This is a genomic window from Streptomyces sp. UNOC14_S4, assembly GCF_020740835.1.
In the GTDB taxonomy this organism is placed as follows: Bacteria; Actinomycetota; Actinomycetes; order Streptomycetales; family Streptomycetaceae; genus Streptomyces.
In genome coordinates this window covers 1-17396 of the sequence record NZ_JAINFC010000117.1, presented here as the reverse complement: position 1 = coordinate 17396, position 17396 = coordinate 1, and the positions used below count along the sequence as shown (strand labels likewise).

At 73.3% G+C, this 17396-nt stretch carries 17 protein-coding genes and 1 pseudogene; 13 read left to right on the top strand and 5 right to left on the bottom strand.

Annotation, left to right across the window (positions count from 1 at the left end):
• Positions 1-38 precede the first annotated feature (38 nt).
• The gene (locus tag K6I34_RS13510) at positions 39-290 is read left to right on the top strand and encodes a DUF397 domain-containing protein (protein WP_229325684.1); all 252 of its coding nucleotides are present in this window, start codon (positions 39-41) and stop codon (positions 288-290) included.
• Between the two features lie 6 nt (positions 291-296).
• On the opposite strand, the gene K6I34_RS13505 is transcribed toward K6I34_RS13510, so the two are convergent.
• Positions 297-1448, bottom strand: a complete 1152-nt coding sequence (locus K6I34_RS13505; protein WP_229325680.1) for an 8-amino-7-oxononanoate synthase — start codon at positions 1446-1448, stop codon at positions 297-299.
• Positions 1449-1606: 158 nt separating this feature from the next.
• Here K6I34_RS13505 and bioB point away from each other — a divergent pair, with 158 nt between their 5' ends.
• The 9 genes from bioB to K6I34_RS13460 all read left to right on the top strand — a co-directional run bounded on the left by bioB (position 1607) and on the right by K6I34_RS13460 (position 11146).
• On the top strand, positions 1607-2857 hold the full coding sequence (bioB, locus tag K6I34_RS13500; protein ID WP_229325678.1) for a biotin synthase BioB: 1251 nt from the start codon (positions 1607-1609) through the stop codon (positions 2855-2857).
• Complete coding sequence (locus K6I34_RS13495; protein WP_229325676.1) at positions 2850-4154, top strand: adenosylmethionine--8-amino-7-oxononanoate transaminase; 1305 nt, start codon at positions 2850-2852, stop codon at positions 4152-4154. The genes bioB and K6I34_RS13495 overlap by 8 nt, the downstream gene beginning before the upstream one ends.
• A gap of 241 nt (positions 4155-4395) precedes the next feature.
• The gene (bioD, locus tag K6I34_RS13490; protein WP_229325674.1) at positions 4396-5112 is read left to right on the top strand and encodes a dethiobiotin synthase; all 717 of its coding nucleotides are present in this window, start codon (positions 4396-4398) and stop codon (positions 5110-5112) included.
• Positions 5113-5501: 389 nt separating this feature from the next.
• A complete protein-coding gene (locus K6I34_RS13485; protein ID WP_229325672.1) occupies positions 5502-6173 on the top strand; it encodes a class I SAM-dependent methyltransferase in 672 nt (223 codons plus the stop codon).
• A 125-nt stretch (positions 6174-6298) separates the two neighbouring features.
• Positions 6299-7177, top strand: coding sequence for an LLM class F420-dependent oxidoreductase (locus tag K6I34_RS13480; protein ID WP_229325670.1), 879 nt, complete (start codon positions 6299-6301; stop codon positions 7175-7177).
• 176 nt (positions 7178-7353) lie between these two features.
• Positions 7354-8691 carry a hemolysin family protein gene (locus K6I34_RS13475; RefSeq protein WP_229325668.1) on the top strand — a complete coding sequence of 446 codons (1338 nt, stop codon included), beginning with the start codon at positions 7354-7356 and terminating at the stop codon, positions 8689-8691.
• Positions 8688-9701 carry a hemolysin family protein gene (locus K6I34_RS13470; protein WP_229325666.1) on the top strand — a complete coding sequence of 338 codons (1014 nt, stop codon included), beginning with the start codon at positions 8688-8690 and terminating at the stop codon, positions 9699-9701. Before K6I34_RS13475 ends, K6I34_RS13470 begins: the two co-directional genes overlap by 4 nt.
• Positions 9702-9779: 78 nt before the next feature.
• Complete coding sequence (locus tag K6I34_RS13465) at positions 9780-10586, top strand: SGNH/GDSL hydrolase family protein (RefSeq protein ID WP_229325664.1); 807 nt, start codon at positions 9780-9782, stop codon at positions 10584-10586.
• 119 nt (positions 10587-10705) lie between these two features.
• Complete coding sequence (locus K6I34_RS13460) at positions 10706-11146, top strand: VOC family protein (protein ID WP_229325662.1); 441 nt, start codon at positions 10706-10708, stop codon at positions 11144-11146.
• 27 nt (positions 11147-11173) lie between these two features.
• On the opposite strand, the gene K6I34_RS13455 is transcribed toward K6I34_RS13460, so the two are convergent.
• Both K6I34_RS13455 and K6I34_RS13450 read right to left on the bottom strand, forming a co-directional pair.
• Positions 11174-12004, bottom strand: coding sequence for an alpha/beta fold hydrolase (locus K6I34_RS13455; RefSeq protein WP_229325660.1), 831 nt, complete (start codon positions 12002-12004; stop codon positions 11174-11176).
• A 161-nt stretch (positions 12005-12165) separates the two neighbouring features.
• Positions 12166-12912 carry an SDR family oxidoreductase gene (locus K6I34_RS13450; protein ID WP_229325658.1) on the bottom strand — a complete coding sequence of 249 codons (747 nt, stop codon included), beginning with the start codon at positions 12910-12912 and terminating at the stop codon, positions 12166-12168.
• Between the two features lie 165 nt (positions 12913-13077).
• On the opposite strand from K6I34_RS13450, the gene K6I34_RS13445 reads away from it, so the two are divergent.
• A complete protein-coding gene (locus K6I34_RS13445; protein ID WP_229325656.1) occupies positions 13078-13821 on the top strand; it encodes a GntR family transcriptional regulator in 744 nt (247 codons plus the stop codon).
• Positions 13822-13971: 150 nt separating this feature from the next.
• Here K6I34_RS13445 and K6I34_RS13440 read toward each other — a convergent pair whose 3' ends face one another.
• Complete coding sequence (locus tag K6I34_RS13440) at positions 13972-15126, bottom strand: ROK family protein (RefSeq protein ID WP_229325654.1); 1155 nt, start codon at positions 15124-15126, stop codon at positions 13972-13974.
• Between the two features lie 115 nt (positions 15127-15241).
• Positions 15242-15775, bottom strand: coding sequence for a G/U mismatch-specific DNA glycosylase (gene mug, locus K6I34_RS13435; RefSeq protein WP_308293999.1), 534 nt, complete (start codon positions 15773-15775; stop codon positions 15242-15244).
• An 85-nt stretch (positions 15776-15860) separates the two neighbouring features.
• On the opposite strand from mug, the gene K6I34_RS13430 reads away from it, so the two are divergent.
• The gene (locus K6I34_RS13430; protein WP_229325652.1) at positions 15861-16820 is read left to right on the top strand and encodes a DUF4184 family protein; all 960 of its coding nucleotides are present in this window, start codon (positions 15861-15863) and stop codon (positions 16818-16820) included.
• Between the two features lie 161 nt (positions 16821-16981).
• Positions 16982-17396: pseudogene (locus K6I34_RS13425) on the top strand (hypothetical protein); the annotation flags it as partial.

Here is a 17396-nt window from a genome sequence, read left to right as displayed (position 1 = left end):
CGTTCACCCCGGCCCGCCCGTCGGCACGCCGCGGCGCAGTGTGGCACCGCAGCAGCTACAGCACCGGGATGAACAACTGTGTCGAGACGGCCGACGGCCCGGTCTCCGGGCCTCTGACCGTGCGCGACTCGAAGACCTTGAAGACCTCGGAGACCTCGAAGACTTCCAAGGCCTCGAAGGGCGGAGTCACCCCCGCCCTGTCGTTCCCCTCCGCCACCTGGCTCTCCTTCGTCGGGGAGCTGCGCGGCGGTTCCTTCGCTCCCCCCGGGCGCTCCTCCCCCGGGGACTGAGCCCGCTCAGGCGGCCGGTGCGGTGCGCACGACCGTGCCGACCGCCTCCTCGATCCGCCGGTCCGACAGGTCGGCGCGGGCCGTCAGCCGCAGCCGCGAGACCCCGTCGGGCACGGACGGCGGCCGGAAGCAGCCGACCGCCAGGCCCGCCGCGCGGCAGTCGGCCGCCCAGCGCACCGCGGCCTCCGGAGAAGGGGCCCGCACCGACACCACGGCCGCGTCGGGCCGTACGGCCGCGAGTCCCGCGGCGGTCACCTGCCGGTACAGCTCACGGGCGACGTACCGGACGCGGGCCGGACGCTGCGGCTCGCGGCGCAGCACGTCGAGCGCCGCCAGGGCGGCGCCCGCGGCGGCGGGGGCGAGGCCGGTGTCGAAGATGAACGTACGGGCGTTGCTGACCAGATGTCTGATCACCCGGGCGGGCCCGAGGACCGCGCCGCCCTGGCTGCCCAGCGACTTCGACAGGGTCACGGTGGCCACGACGTCGGGGGCGCCCGCGAGCCCCGCCGCGTGCACGGCGCCGCGCCCGCCGTCGCCGAGGACGCCGAGCCCGTGCGCGTCGTCGACGAGCAGGGCCGCGCCGTGGGCCCGGCAGGCCTCCGCGAGCTCCGCGAGCGGGGCGGCGTCGCCGTCGACGGAGAAGACGGAGTCGGTGACGGCGAGGGCGCGCCCGCCGTGGGCGTCGAGGGTCTTGCGGACCGCGGCCGGGTCGGCATGCGGGACGACGGCCGTCTCGGCGCGGGCGAGACGGCAGCCGTCGATGAGCGAGGCGTGGTTGCCCGCGTCCGAGACGACGAGGGTGCCGTTGTCGAGCGGCCCGGTGAGGGCGGTGACGGCGGCGAGGTTGGCGGCGTAGCCGGAGGAGAACACCAGCGCCGCCTCGAAGCCGCAGAACCCGGCCAGTTCCTCCTCCAGCCGGGCATGCAGCCCGGTCGTGCCGGTGACCAGCCGGGAGCCGGTCGAGCCCGCGCCCCAGCGCCGGGCGGCGTCGGCGGCGGCCGCGACGACCTCGGGGTGGCGGGTCAGCCCGAGGTAGTCGTTGCCCGCCAGGTCCACGAGCGGCGAGTCGGCGGCGCGGGGCCGCAGCTCCCGCACCAGGCCCGCGGCGAGGCGGCGCTCGTGGTGCCGGTCGATCCAGTCGAACGGGTCCTGGGGCATGGGCCGTCCTTAAAACGTCCGGGCGCTTTGTATGCAGTGCATAGAACGTAGCCCTCCGCACGCCTGGTCAGGGTGTGGCAATACACACACCTCAAAACGACGCTGTTGTGGGGTATCTCCATTGGCCCGGGGCGGTGGCGTGCGTAAAGATCTCCGCCATGGACCTGCTGAACACGCTGGTGGACAAGGGGCTGCGGCGCGAGCTGCCGACCCGTGACGAGGCGCTCGCCGTGCTGGCGACGTCCGACGACGAACTGCTCGATGTGGTGGCCGCCGCGGGCAAGGTGCGCCGCAAGTGGTTCGGGCGCCGGGTGAAGCTCAACTATCTGGTCAACCTCAAGTCCGGGCTCTGCCCCGAGGACTGCTCGTACTGCTCGCAGCGGCTCGGCTCGGACACCGGGATCCTCAAGTACACGTGGCTGAAGCCGGAGGAGGCCTCGCAGGCGGCGGCCGCCGGTGTCTCGGGCGGCGCCAAGCGGGTCTGCCTGGTGGCCAGCGGCCGCGGTCCCACGGACCGGGACGTCGAGCGGGTCGGCAGGACCATCGAGGCGATCAAGGAGCAGAACGAGGACGTCGAGGTGTGCGCGTGCCTCGGCCTGCTCTCCGCCGGTCAGGCGGAGCGGCTGCGCGCGGCGGGCGCCGACGCGTACAACCACAACCTCAACACCTCCGAGGCGACGTACGGCGGCATCACGACGACGCACACCTACGCCGACCGTGTCGACACCGTGCAGCAGGCGCAGGCGGCGGGCATGTCCGCGTGCTCCGGGCTGATCGCGGGCATGGGCGAGAGCGACGAGGACCTCGTGGACGTGGTCTTCTCGCTGCGCGAGCTGGACCCGGACTCGGTGCCGGTCAACTTCCTCATCCCGTTCGAGGGCACTCCGCTGGCGAAGGAGTGGAACCTCACCCCGCAGCGCTGCCTGCGCATCCTCGCCATGGTGCGCTTCGTGTGCCCGGACGTGGAGGTGCGGATCGCGGGCGGCCGCGAGGTGCACCTGCGGACGATGCAGCCGCTCGCCCTGCACCTGGCCAACTCGATCTTCCTGGGCGACTACCTGACCAGTGAGGGCCAGGAGGGCAAGGCGGACCTGGCGATGATCGAGGACGCGGGCTTCGAGGTGGAGGGCGCGGACACCACGACCCTGCCCGAGCACCGCGCCGACGCCCTGGCCGGCGGCTGCGGCGGGCACGGTGGTGGCGGGCACGGTGGTGGCGGGCACGGTGGTGGCGGCGGCTGCGGCGGGCACGGCAGCGGTGGCTGCGGCCCGTGCGGCGACGGCGGTACGACGGCGGAGCCGGGCGAGTCCGGTGAGCTGAGTGAGTCCGGTGAGCCGGGTGAGGTCCGTACGGACCTGGTCGCCGTGCGCCGCCGCGGCGCGGGGACGGACCTGCCGCCCAATGCGTGAACCGCTCACCCCGGGCGAGCTGCTCGCCCTCGACCGACAGCACGTGTGGCACCCGTACGGCCCGATGCCGGGCCACCGGGAACCGCTGATCGTGGAGTCGGCGTCGGGGGTACGGCTGCGGCTCGCCGAACCGGTCCACGGGCAGCGCGAGTTGATCGACGGGATGTCGTCGTGGTGGTCCGCCGTCCACGGCTACAACCACCCCGTCCTCAACGCGGCCGCCTCGGACCAGCTCGGGCGGATGAGCCATGTGATGTTCGGCGGGCTCACCCATGAGCCCGCCGTGCGGCTGGCCACCCGGCTGGTGGAGATCGCCCCCGAGGGGCTGGAGCACGTCTTCCTGTGCGACTCCGGTTCGGTGTCGGTCGAGGTCGCCGTCAAGATGTGCCTCCAGTACTGGCGCTCGGCCGGACGGCCGGAGAAGCGCCGCCTGATGACCTGGCGGGGCGGCTACCACGGGGACACCTGGCAGCCGATGGCCGTGTGCGACCCGGACGGCGGGATGCACGAGCTGTGGTCGGGCGCCCTGCCGCGACACGTCTTCGCGGACGCGCCGCCGCACGACTACGACGAGGAGGCGGTGCCCGCCTACTCGGCACACCTGCGCGAGCTCCTCGCGCGGCACGCGCACGAACTGGCCGCCGTCATCGTCGAGCCGGTGGTGCAGGGCGCGGGCGGGATGCGCTTCCATGACCCGGTGTACCTGCGGGTGCTGCGCGAGGCGTGCGACGAGTACGGGGTCCTGCTGATCCTCGACGAGATCGCCACCGGCTTCGGTCGCACGGGCAGACTGTTCGCGGCCGAGCACGCCGGGATCACCCCCGATGTCATGTGCGTGGGCAAGGCGTTGACGGGCGGCTACGTCACGATGGCCGCGACGCTGTGCACGCCACGGGTCGCGGACGGCATCTCGCGGGGCGAGGTCCCGGTACTGGCCCACGGCCCGACGTTCATGGCCAACCCCCTTGCCGCGGCCGTCGCGTGCGCGTCCATCGACCTCCTCCTCTCCCAGGACTGGCAGTCCGGGATCAAACGCATCGAGTCCGCCCTGCGCGACGGCCTCGCCGACGCGATCTCCCTGCCGGGGGTACGGGACGTGCGCGTACTCGGGGCGATCGGCGTGATCGAGCTGGACCACGAGGTCGACATGGCGGCGGCCACGGAGGCCGCGGTACGGAAGGGCGTCTGGCTGCGGCCGTTCCGCAACCTGCTGTACACGATGCCGCCGTTCGTGACGACGGACGAGGACGTGGAGCGGATCTGCGGGGCGATGTGCGAGGCGGCGAGGGTGGCATAGGGGGCAGGGGCGCCCCGCAAGGGGCGCGGGGCTGCCACATTGTGCGGCTCCGCCGCGTGGGCGCGACAAGCCACGCACGGCCCGCACCCGCCGGACGGCCATGGATGACCGAGCTCGTAGGCGGTCTTCAGGGGCGCGGGGAACTGCGCGACAAGCCCCCACCGGACCCGCAGCCGCGCGCAAGCGCAAGACGCACCCCGGTAGGCGGCGCAGCCAAGACGCATCAACGGAGGCACACACCATGACGATCACCGTCGTCACCGGCACCAACACCGACGTCGGCAAGACCGTCGTCACAGCGGCGATCGCGGCGGCGGCCCTGGCCGCAAGGCGAACCATCGCCGTGCTCAAGCCCGCCCAGACCGGCGTCGCCCCCGGCGAACCCGGCGACGTGGCCGAGGTGCAGCGCCTCGCGGGCCAGGTCACCGGCCTCGAACTCGCCCGGTTCCCCGACCCCTTGGCCCCGGCGACAGCGGCCCGAAGAGCGGGCCGCGCCCCCGTGCGGCCGCGCGAGGCCGAGCGGGCGGCGACCCGGCTCGCGGGCGATCACGACCTGGTCCTGGTGGAAGGCGCGGGCGGGCTACTCGTACAGCTGGACGAGGCCGGTTCGACACTGGCGGACGTGGCCGGGCTGCTGGCCGCGCCCGTACTGCTGGTGGTGCAAGCAGGGCTGGGCACGCTCAACGTCACCGCGCTCACGGCGGAGGCGCTGCGCGCCCGCGGGCTGCGCTGCCAGGGCGTCGTCATCGGCAGTTGGCCCGCCGAGCCGGACCTCGCGGCCCGCTGCAACCTCGCCGACCTGCCCGAGGCCGCGGGCGCGCCACTGCTGGGCGCCGTACCGGAGGGCGCGGGCGCCCTGACACCGCCCGACTTCCGCGCGGCGGCCCCCACCTGGCTGGCCCCGGAACTCGACGGCACCTGGAACGCGACCCGCTTCGCAGCACAACAACGCAGCTGACGCGCCCCGCAAACGAGCGCCCCGCAAGGGGCGCGGGGCTGTTCTCGATATGCGGCTCCGCCGCGTGGGCGCGAGCAACCAGCGACGGCCCGCAGTCGCCGGACGAGCATGGTAGGCCGAGCTCGCAGGCGGCTTTTCAGGGGCGCGGGGAACTGCGCGAGCAACCAGCGACGGCCCGCAGTCGCCGGACGAGCATGGAGGACCGAGCTCGTAGGCGGCTTGAGGGGCGCGGGGAACTGCGCGACAAGCCCCCACCGGACCCGCAGCCGCGCGCGCAGCGCAAGAGGCACCCCCGTAGGCGCGCCCCACAACGAAGCGGAACCCGACGGTGCGCGCCGACAGCGCGGGGTAAGAATCGCGGTAACCGTATCCCCGGGAAGGGGTGTGCCATGCCGCTTCGGCCCAGCACCACACCGCACGACACCGTGCACCACCCGCTGTTCGCCCGGTACTACGCGAAGGTGAGCCCGCTCTTCGACGAGCGGGCCGGGATCGGCGCGTACCGGCAGGAGCTGCTGGCGGGCCTGTCGGGCCGGGTGATCGAGATCGGTGCCGGGACCGGCCTGAACTTCGCCCATTACCCCACCACGGTCTCCGAGGTGGTGGCGATCGAGCCGGAGCGGCTGCTGCGCAGACGGGCCGTGGACGCCGCGGTGCGGGCGGGCGTGCCGGTCGACGTGGTGCCGGGGGCGGCGGAGGCGCTGCCGGTGAAGAGCGAGGCGTTCGACGCCGCGGTGGCCTCGCTGGTGCTCTGTTCGGTGCGCGACGTGCGGCGGGCGCTCGCGGAGCTGCGGCGGGTGCTGCGGCCCGGCGGCGAGCTGCGCTTCTTCGAGCACGGCCGGGCGGAGAACCGGACGCACGCGGCGGTGCAGTACGTGCTGGACGCCACGGTCTGGCCGCTGCTGATGGGCGGCTGTCACACGGCTCGGGACCCGCTGGCGGCGATCCGCGCGGCAGGGTTCGAGCTCGGCGCGTACCGACGGCTGCGGGTGCCGGAGGCGAGGATCCCGAACCCGGTCTCGCCGTGCGTGCTGGGGGTGGCCCGGCGCCCCGAGGCGTGAGTCGCCCCGAGGCGTGAGCACGGCTCCCCCGCAGCGTGAATTCCATCACCGGCGGACCGGCCGCACGTCAACCGGAGGAAACCTCCGCTATGGTCGGGGCCACCTGAACGATCAAGGAGCCCCGCATGGCACGCCCGTTCCGCTTCGCCGTCAACATGCTGTCCGCCGGTTCCGCGGCCGAGTGGCGCGAGAAGTGCCGCCGCGCCGAGTCCCTCGGCTACGACGTGATCCTCGTGCCCGACCACCTGGGGATGCCCGCGCCGTTCCCGTCCCTGGTCGCGGCCGCCGAGGCGACGGAGCGGCCGCGCCTGGGCACCTTCGTGCTCAACGCGGGCCTGTGGAACCCCACCCTGCTCGCCCGCGAGGTGGCCACCACGGACCTGCTCACGGGCGGGCGGCTGGAGCTCGGCCTGGGCGCGGGCTATGTGAAGGAGGAGCACGACAGGGCGGGGCTGCCCTTCGGCTCGCCGCGCGAGCGGGTCGACCACCTGGAGCACACGGTCACCGAGCTGGCCCGGCTGCTGGGCGACCCCGGGCACGTACCGCAGCCCGTACAGGCGCCGCGCCCGCCGCTGCTGCTCGGCGGCAACGGCGACCGGGTGCTGCGGCTGGCCGCCCGGCACGCCGACATCATGGCCTTCAGCGGCGGCGGCACCGCCCCCGACGGCTCCCTGCGGCTGGCGGACCCCGACGCCCTGGAGAAGCGGGTCGCCGCCTACCGGGGCTTCGCGGCCGACCGCCCCGCGCCCGCCGAGCTCAACTTCCTCGTCCAGGTCGTGTCCGTCGGCGGCGACCCGCGCGCCAAGGCCCGCGAGCTGATCGGCTACACGCCGGACCTCCCCGAGGAGGCCTACCTGGACCACCCCGCCCTGCTGACCGGCTCCGTACGGGAGATCGCCGACCGGGTCCGGGGCCACCGCGAGCGCTACGGCTTCACGTACTTCACGATCCTGGAGCCGTACCTGGAGGAGTTCGCCCCGGTGATCGAGGAGCTGCGGGGCTGAGCACCCCGTACCCGCTCATACTGATCACTTCTTTGCTTTGCGCCTCCTTTACCATGGGTGGTCACCACTGACTCCTCTTTCGAAAGGTGTGAGCGTCCGCCCATGGGCGAGCCTCCCAGTACCCGGCATCGCATTCCCCACTTCCCTGTCCGATCATGGGACGGAGGTGTGAACCGATGACCGAAGTGCTGCTCCTGGTGGTGGCCCTGCTGCTGACGCTGGCGTGCGCCGTCTTCGTCGCGGCGGAGTTCTCGCTCACCACCGTCGAGCGCAGCGAGCTGGAGCGGGCCGCCGAGCAGGGCGACCGCGGCGCGCAGAGCGCGCTCAAGGCCGTGCGCGGCCTGACCTTCCAGCTCTCCGGCGCCCAGCTCGGCATCACCGTCACCGGCCTGATCATCGGCATGATCGCCAAGCCCTCCGTCGCGGCGCTGCTCACCGGGCCCGTCGAGGCGCTCGGCCTCTCGCGCGCGGTGGCCTCCTCGACCGCGCTGATCCTCGGCACGGTGCTCTCCACGGTCGTCCTCATGGTGATCGGGGAGCTGGTCCCCAAGAACTGGGCGATCTCGCGCCCGCTGCCGGTGGCCAAGAAGGTGGCCGGGCCGCAGCGCGCGTTCAGCGCCGCGTTCCGTCCGCTGATCGGGCACCTCAACAACACGGCGAACCGCAGCGTGCGCCGGCTGGGCCTGGAGCCCGCCGAGGAGCTGGCCTCCGCGCGCGGCCCGCAGGAGCTCGCCGCGCTCGCCCGCCACTCCGCGAAGGAGGGCGCGCTGGAGGCGGACACCGCCGACCTGTTCATCCGGACGCTGAACCTCGCCGAGCTGACCGCGGAGAACGTGATGACGCCGCGCGTCCAGGTGACCGCGCTCGACGCGCAGGCCACCGCGGAGGACGTCGTGAACGCCACCCGGGCGACCGGGCTCTCCCGCTTCCCCGTCTACCGCGGCAGCCTGGACTCCGTCATCGGCACCGCCCACGTCAAGGACGTCCTGGCGATACCCGCCGAGCGGCGCCCCCGGCACCCCGTGACCGCGCTGCTGCGCGAGCCGCTGCTCGTACCCGAGTCGCTGACCGTGGACCGGCTGCTGGACCGGCTCTCGGGCCGCCGCACCATGGCCGTCGTCATCGACGAGTACGGCGGCACGGCCGGTGTGGTCACCCTGGAGGACATCGTCGAGGAGGTCGTCGGCGAGGTGCGCGACGAGCACGACCCGCACGAGCTGCCCGACCTGGCCCCGGCGGGCACCGACGCGGAGGGCCGACGGCTCTACGACGCGGACGGCGCCACCCGCACCGACCAGCTGGAGATCATCGGGCTGCGCGCGCCGGACGGCCCGTACGAGACGGTCGCCGGACTCGTGGCCACCGAGCTCGGGCGCATCCCGGTCGAGGGGGACGCCCTGGAGGTCGCGGGCTGGCGGATCGACGTCGTCGACGCCTCCGGCCACCGCGCCTCCCGGGTCCGGCTGACGGCCCCGGGCCCCGGCCCGCGCGCCGACGAGGAGGCGGGCCGATGATCCTCGTCCAGCTGTTCATCGGCCTGGCGACGCTCGTCGTCAACGCCTTCTTCGTGGGCGCCGAATTCGCGCTCATCTCCGTACGCCGCAGCCAGATCGAGCCGTACGCCGACCAGGGCGACCGCCGGGCCCGCAGCGTGCTGTGGGGCCTGCGGCACATCTCGGCGCTCATGGCGGCGGCCCAGCTCGGCATCACCCTGTGCACGCTGGTGCTCGGTGTGGTGGCCGAACCGGCCATCGCCCACCTGCTGTCGCCGGTCTTCGACGCGGTCGGGATGCCGTCCGGGCTGATCCACACGCTGTCGTTCGTCATCGCCCTGGCCGTGGCGACCTATCTCCACATGCTCTTCGGCGAGATGGTCCCGAAGAACGTCGCGCTCGCCGAGCCGGTGCGCTCCGCACTGCTCCTCGGCCCGCCGCTGGTCACCCTGGCACGGGCGCTGCGCCCGGTGGTCTTCACGATCAACTCGCTCGCGAACACGCTGCTGAAGCTGTTGCGGGTCGAGCCGAAGGACGAGGTCGCGGCGACCTACTCGGACGACCAGCTGGCCCGCATCGTGGCCGACTCCAGCGCGGCGGGGCTGCTCGACGACCGGGCGACCGAGCGGCTGCGGGACGCCCTGGTGCTGGGCAAGCGGCCGGTCAAGGACGTGGTCACCCCGGTCGAGCAGGTGGTCACCGCCCCGCTGGGGGTCACGCCCGAGGAGCTGGAGCGGCTCTCCGCCGAGTCGGGGTACTCCCGCTTCCCGGTGGTCGACGACCGGGGCAGGCTCATCGGCTACCTGCATGTGAAGGACGCCCTGGACGCGGCCGACCGCGACCAGCCGTTCCCGCTCCCGCGCATGCGCCGCATCACGACCGTACGGGCGGCGACGCCGCTGGACGACGTGATCACGGCGATGAGCGGCACCGGCACCCACCTCGCGGCGGTCATCGACGAGGACGACCGGCTCGTGGGCATGGTCACGCTGGAGGACGTGCTGCGCGAGCTGGTGGGGCAGCGGGCGTAGTCCCGTACCGACGCGTCGAGCGGGCGGAGCGGGCCTGGCGGCCGGGCGGGACCACGGCCGGAGTAGGATCGCCGCGCCATGCAGATGAATGCCACCTACAGCAGCTTTGTCGCGGTCGGGGACTCCTTCACGGAGGGCATGTCCGACGAGCTTCCCGACGGCTCGTACCGCGGCTGGGCCGACCTCCTCGCGGCGCGGCTCGCGGAGCGTACGCCTGGATTCCGGTACGCCAACCTGGCCGTGCGCGGGAAGCTGATCGGTCAGATAGCCGACGAGCAGGCGCCCGTCGCCGCGGCGACGGGCGCCGACCTGGCCACGCTGGTCGGCGGGCTCAACGACGTGCTGCGCCCCAAATGCGACGTGGAGCTGGTGTGCGCCCGGCTCGCGGAGGCCGCCGAGCGGATCGCGGGCGGCTGCGGGCAGCTGGTGCTGATGCGCAGCCCCGGCAGGCACGGCCCGGTGCTGGAACGGTTCCGGCCGCGCATGGACCAGCTCTTCGGCTTCATCGACGAGCTCGCCGAACGGCACGGGGCGATCGTCGTGGACCTCTTCGGCGCGGACGTGCTGGGCGACCCCCGGCTGTGGGCCGAGGACCGGCTGCACCTGAACGCGGAGGGGCACCGGAGGGTGGCGGAGGCCGTGTGGCAGGCGCTCGGCCACCCGCCCGAGACGGACTGGCGCGCTCCGCTCCCCCCGTACGTACGCCCCGGCTGGGCGGCCCGGCGCGCCTCCGACGCACGCTTCGCCCGCGTGCACCTGCTGCCGTGGATCGGCCGCCGCCTGACGGGCCGCTCGTCGGGTGACGGACGGGTGGGCGCCCACGTCGACGCGACGACGGGGCAGGCGGTGCCGGTGGTGCTGAACCCGCTGCCGCAGCAGGACTGACGGGGCGTCACTCAGACGGGGCCGGGCGGCGGGCCAAGGGGTCCCAGGACCTCCCGCGACCATGGTCCCAGGCCCAATGGCCGATCACGCGCATGATCGACGAGGCATACGGTCGGGACATGCCTGCCGACGCACACGCACAAGCCCACATCCGCATCGCCCGCCCCACCCGTGACCTCGACGCCGCCGAGCGCTTCTGGACCCGGGGACTCGGCCTGTCCGTGATCTGGCGCCGGGAGATCACCGCCGAGGACCCGCCCGGCGAGGACTACCGCCTGGTGATGGTCGGCCGGCCGGACGCGGGCTGGCACCTGGAGCTGGCGTACGAGGCGAGCGCGCCCGCCGTGCCGACGCCCACCGAGGAGGACCTGCTCGTCGTCTACCTCGACGGGCCGGTGCCCGACGAGCTCGTCGCCCGCCTGGAGGCGCACGGCGGCAAGCGGGTCGCGGCGCACAACCCGTACTGGGACACCTGGGGCGTCACCGTCGAGGATCCGGACGGCTACCGGCTCGTCCTGTGTACGCGCGGCTGGACGAACACGGTGCCGGACATCCCGTGACGACGGAATCCGGTGACGGATCCGGTGTCAGCGCGTCGCGTCGAGGATGACGCGGGCGACCAGCGCCGGATCGTCACTCATCGGGACGTGCCCGCAGCCGGTCAGCCGCAGGAGGCGCGCGCCCGGGATCGCCTTCTTGGCCCGGATGCCCTGACGGGGGATCAGCAGCCGGTCCGCGCTCCCCCAGCCGATGGTCACCGGCACGTCCGGGACGTCGCCCGTGAAGCGCACCCTCTTACCGGCGGCGAGGACCTCGTCGAAGCCGGTGGCCTCGCGCATGGCGCGGGTCTCCGCGATCACGGCGTCGGGCGAACGCCGCCCCGGCCGGGCGTAGATGGAGCCGACGAGCGCCGCCCGGCCCGCCGTCGTACGGGCCAGGGCGGCCACGGCGCGGGGCGGCATCGTCAGCGCTCCGCGCCGCATCGCGCGCAGCAGCGCGACGGCGTAGAGGCCCTCCGGCTGGTTCCAGAACCCGGCCGGGGAGAACGCGGTGACGGAGCGCACGAGTTTGGCCTGCCCGAGCTGGAGCGCGAGCAGCCCGCCCAGGGAGTTGCCCACGACGTGCGGCCGGTCCACGCCGAGGGCCTCGAACAGCGCGCCCAGGACGGGGATCACACCCGCGAGGTCGTAGTGGACCCCGTCGGGCAGGGCCGGGGAGTGACCGAAGCCGGGCAGGTCGACGCTGATGACGTCGCGCTCGGCCGCGAGTATCCCCGTGACCGGGTCCCAGACCTGGAGATGGTGGCCGATGCCGTGCAGAAGGACCACCGGTTCCCCGCCGCCGAGCCGTTCGTAGGACACCTCGACGTTCCGCTTTCCGGCGGCGGTGTCGATGGGGAAGGCGACCGTGTCGGCCATGGGGCAAGCTCCTCGTCATCCACGGGTCACTGCCGATGCTCCGAGACAGGATGTCAGCAACACTTACCGATGGGTAGACCCTGTTCGACGGGGGTTTCGACGGAGGTTTCGACGAGGGCTACGACGGAGGCTCCGGCGGGAGCGGGAAACCCGGCGGCGGCCTACAGCCCTCCCGCCACGCGCAGCACCGCGCCCGTGGTGTACGACGCCTCCGGCGACAGCAGCCAGGCCACCGCGCCCGCGATCTCCTCCGGCTCGGCGGGGCGGCCCATGGGGACCCGGTCGGCGGCGCGCCACGGCCGCTCGGCGTCGCCCATCGCGGCGTGGATGTCCGTCAGAACCATGCCGGGCTGCACCGAATTGACCCGTATGCCCTCGGTGGCGAGCTCCTTGGAGAGCCCCACCGTGATCGCGTCGACGGCCGCCTTGCTCGCCCCGTAGTGCACGTACTCGCCGGGGCCGCCCAGGGTGGCCGCCGCGGACGAGATGTTCACAATGGCACCGCCCGCGCCGCCGTGACGGGTCGACATCTCCAGGGCGGCCCGCCGGGCGCAGATCAGCGCGCCCATCACATTGACGTCCACCACGCGGCGCATCCGCTCGACCGGCGTCTCGGTGAACCGGCCCAGCGTGCCGGTGATGCCCGCGTTGTTGACCAGGCCGGTGACCGGCCCCAGCTCCTCCCGCACGGTGGCGAACAGCCGGTCGACGTCCTCCTCGACACTGGTGTCGGCCCGGACCACCGCACAGGCGACGCCCTCCGCGCGCACCCTGGCCGCGGTCTCCTCCGCGGCCTCGCGCGCCCGTTCGTAGCCGATGCCGACGGCGTGCCCGGCGCGGGCGAGCCGCACCGCCACCGCCGCGCCGATGCCGCGGCCCCCTCCCGTGACCACCGTGACCTGAGACATGCCCCCGCCTTTCGTCGCACACGCCGATGGTCTGGAACGGTAACCGACCGGTCCGACAATCACGGCATTGGTCTTGACCAAGTCTGCGCACCGTCTTATGGTCGCAGGCATACTGCAACAACCTTTAATAAAGAAGCGCGCGAAAAGCCTTTGCGGAGGATCAGGGTGGGGACCACGCAGCTGGACACGGTGCCGGAGCCGAAGTACTGGCACCTGAAGACCGTGCTCACCGACGCACTCGACTCCGAGTTCGCGGTGGGTGAGATCCTGCCGAACGAGCGCGAGCTGGCGGCCCGTTTCGGCGTCGCGCGGGCCACGCTCCGGCAGGCCTTGGAGCAGCTGGAGCTGGAGGGCCGCCTCCAGCGCCGCCGCGGCGTCGGCACCACCGTCGCCCCGCCGCGCGTGGGGGTGGCCGTCGGCGACACCGAGCACTCCTGGCCCGGCGGTTCGGGCCCCGACTCCTGGCTGGCCGTCGACTGCGCGACGGAGGCCCCGCCCGTCGCCGTCGCCCGCCTCCTCGACCTGGGCGGGAGCGAGCCCGTGCACACCGTCCGCCGCACGCGCCGCACCCACGGCCAGCCGGTGGCCGCCGAATTGCTGTACGTGCCGCAGGGCAACGTCCCCGGCCTGGCCGCCGTCGACGCGCCCACGGGCGCGGCCCGCGCCCGCGCGGTCCTGCGCGAGCTGCAACGGCTGGAGCTCGACGGCCACGACCAGGCGGTCGAACTCGGCTCCGCACGCGCGGAGGACGCGAAGCAACTGGACCGGCTGCCCGGGGCACCGGTCCTCGTCGTCACCACGCGCTACTTCGCGGAGGGCCGCACGGCGGCGGTCTCCGTCGCCACGTACCGCGCGGACACATGCCGGCTCACGTTCGGCGACGCGTCGCTGTCCCTGCTGGCCGGCTGAGCGGGGAGGCTGCGGCCCCGTAAGGGGCGCGGGGAACTGCGCGACCAGCCCCGACGAACCTGCAGACGCGCACCGAGCTCACGAGGCAGCCCGGTGGGCGCGGGGGTCCAGGGGCGCAGCCCCTGGCAGGGGCCGGGGCGGAGGCCCCGGTCAGTGCGGCGGATCCACCGCGAAGAGCTGTTCCTCCACGTGGTCGAGAGCCAAGCGCAGCGCCCCGGTCGCCACCGCCGCCTCCCCCAGCAACGACAGCGCGACCTTCGGCGGCCGCAAGCAGTAGCGGGCGAGCTCCGCGCGCAGCGGCTCCAGGACACCGTCCAGGCCCGCCGCCCACCCGCCGACCACGACCAGCTCGGGGTCGAGGGCCAGCACGAGCGCCGCGACGTCGTGGACGAGCCGCCGGATGAAGCGGTCGACGGCTTCCGCGGCGCGCTCGTCGCCTTCCCGGGCAAGGGCGAACACCCGGGCGACCTGGGCCTCGTCGAGCGGGTGCAAGGGCTCGCCGGTGGTGGAGAGCACCTCCTCCGGGCTCGCCTCCCGGCCCAGCAGGTGCAGCGCGCCGATCTCCCCCGCGGCACCGCCGTACCCTCGGTGCAGCCTGCCGCCGATCAGCGACCCGGCCCCCGGGCTCAGCCCCGCCAGGACGAAGACGACGTCGTCGGAACCGGTGGCCGCGCCCTTCCAGTGCTCCGCGACGGCCGCGGCGTTGGCGTCGTTCTCCACCAGGACCGGGCAGCGGAAGGAGCGCTGCAGCCGCTCGCCGAGTGGCAGTCCGGTCCAGCCGGGCAGGGCGGTACCCAGCCGCACGGTCCCGTCGGCCTCGACGATGCCGGGGCTGGCCACACCGACCGCGCGCAGACGGCTGCGCGGCACACCGGAGCGCTCCAGCAGATCGGCCACGGCGACCCGGACGCAGCCGAGCCGCTCGTCCGCCGAGGCCGTCTCCGAGACCTCCAAGGACGCGGAGCCCGTGACGCGGCCGCCGAGGTCGGCCATGAGGGCGGAGATCCGGTGCGGGCCGATCTCGATGCCCATGAGGTGCCCGGCCTCGACGCGGAAGCGGAAGCGCCGGGCGGGACGGCCCTGACGCCGGGCCTCGCCCTCCTCGGCGGGCGCCTCGACCACGAGGCCCGCCTCCATGAGCCCTTCGACCACGCCTTCGACGGTCGGCCGGGACAGCCCCGTCACCTTGGTCAGGTCCGTGAGCGTGGGAGCGGCGGGCGGAGCCGCCGCGCGCAGCGCGTGGAGGACCACGGCCGAATTGATCCGCCGCAGCAGGGACGGGTCCCCGCCGGTGAGCCGCCCCAACGTGCCGCCTCCTCGCTTTGCGTGCTCTTTGCTGTCGGGTCGGATGGTATCCGGTGCCGGGGAGAGCGGCGAGCCTCGGACCGCGCGGGTTTCCCGCGCCGTGGCGCGGTCCGGGTCAGCCGTCGGCCTCGGAGGCGGCCTCGGAGGCGGCCCGCAGCCGCTCGAATTCCTCGGTCATCTTCGGCAGCGGCCAGTGGGCATTGAGCCCGCTGGGGTTGGGGAGCACCCAGATATGGGTGTCGCCGATGGTCCGTTCCTGACGACCGATCCTCGCGTGCTTGTCGTCGAACGCGACGCGGTACGCGGTGACCCCGACGACAGCCAGCCAGCGCGGCCGCAGCCGCAGGACCTTCTCGGTGAGCACGACCCCGCCCTCGCGGAACTCCTCGTCGCTCAGCTCACTGGCCTTGGCCGAGGGCCGGGCGACGACGTTGGTGATACCGAGCCCGTACGCCAGAAGCTCCTCCTGCTCGGCCGGAGCGAGGCGGCACGGCGTGAAACCGGAGAGATGGAGCACCGGCCAGAAGCGATTGCCGGGCCGGGCGAAGTGATGCCCCGTGGCCTCCGACATCAGCCCCGGATTGATGCCACAGAACAGCACCCGCAGATCCGGCGCGATCACATCCCCGACCACCGTAAGCCCCTCCACCCCATAACGTTACCCATCTGTGCAGGTCAGAGGTATCACACGTACCTGGCCCGCGCTTCTCCCGCCGAGCAGAGAAAGCCTCGCCTTGCCGTTCACCCTGTCCCACCCCGCCGCCGTCCTGCCCGTGCTGCGCCGCCCGTTCGTCCCGTCGGCCCTGGTCGCCGGTGCCATGGCGCCCGACATCCCGTACCTTCTGAACACCCTCGGTGTGACCGCGACCGGCCCCCAGGACTGGTACGAGCCTCTCCTCAACGCCACGAACACGCACTCGCCCGGCTGGGGCCTGTCCGTCAGCCTGCTCTTCACCCTCTGCCTGGTCGCCGCCTACCGGCTGCTGCGCGGACCGGTCACAGCCCTGCTCCCCACCGGCTTCGCCTTGCCGGAACCCGGGCCGACAGCCGGAGTGCGGGCCAGGACCCGCTACACCCTGTGGCTGCTGCTGTCGGCTCTCATCGGCATCACCTCCCACGTGGCGTGGGACTCCCTCACCCACGGCGACGGGTTCCTGGTCACCCATGTGGCACTGCTGCGCGAGCCGGTCATGGGCGGCCTGCCGCTCGCCCGGCTGTTCCAGTACGTGAGCGCCGTCGGCGGCCTGGCGGTCACCGGCACATATCTCTGGCGCCACCGCAGCCGACTGCGCACCGAGGCCGACACCACCGCCCGCCTGCGTCCCGCCATGCGGTGGAGCGTGATCGCCGCGCTGGTCGCAGCCACCGTGCTGGGGGGCGCCGCGCAGGTCCCTGGCGACATCGGCGCCCACCGCTACGAGACCGAGTACGACTACAGCCGCCCGATCGTCCGCGACCTCGGCGACAGTACGACCGAGACCTCCTATCCCGGCAGGACGGTCGCCACCCCGTGGGGCACTCTCGCCGAAGAGGTGCTGACACCTGCGGCCAAGAGGGCAGGCGCCTCGTCCGGCATCGCCCTGTTGCTGTACGGCGCCACCTGGCACGCCCTGAGGCATCGTGGCCGACCCGGACCAGAGGCGCGTCTCAACTCGGGACAGCCCTCAGGAGCAGCGGAGCACCGGAGCCGGTGACCGCCTCAACCACCTCTGGCCAAGGCTGCGTTGACATGTGGATTGTGCGGTACGGTGGCCGCTATTCGGTCGCTTCGTTCCTGTAAACGAAGCGGCCCTCGCATCGGATAGCAGTCCGCTGCGAGGGCCTACACCACGAGGTCTAAATAGGAGACCCCAGGATGCTCAGGCATGCTATCGCGCCCGCGCGCTTCTTCTCACAGGTACCGAACGAGATCATCCGCCATCCCCGGCTGTCATCGGACGCGGTGCGCCTGCTGTCCTGGCAGTTATCGCTGCCGGAGGGCGCCGACCAGCCGCTGTCGGAGACCGCGAAGCGGGCGGGAATCAAGAAGGCCGGGTTCATCCGCGCGAAGCGCGAGCTCGCCGCCGAGGGCTATCTCCACGAGTGGCGGCGCCAGGGCACGGACGGCCGGTGGGCGACCACCCAGCTGATCTCCAACGTGCCGCTGTCGGCGGAGGACGCGGCGGCGGTACGGGACGGCCGTCCGGCGGCCGGGATCCCGACCGCCGGTGGGCCGGAGGGCCGGGCCGTCGGCCGTCCCCAGAAAAATACTGTTGAGAACACTTCCAACC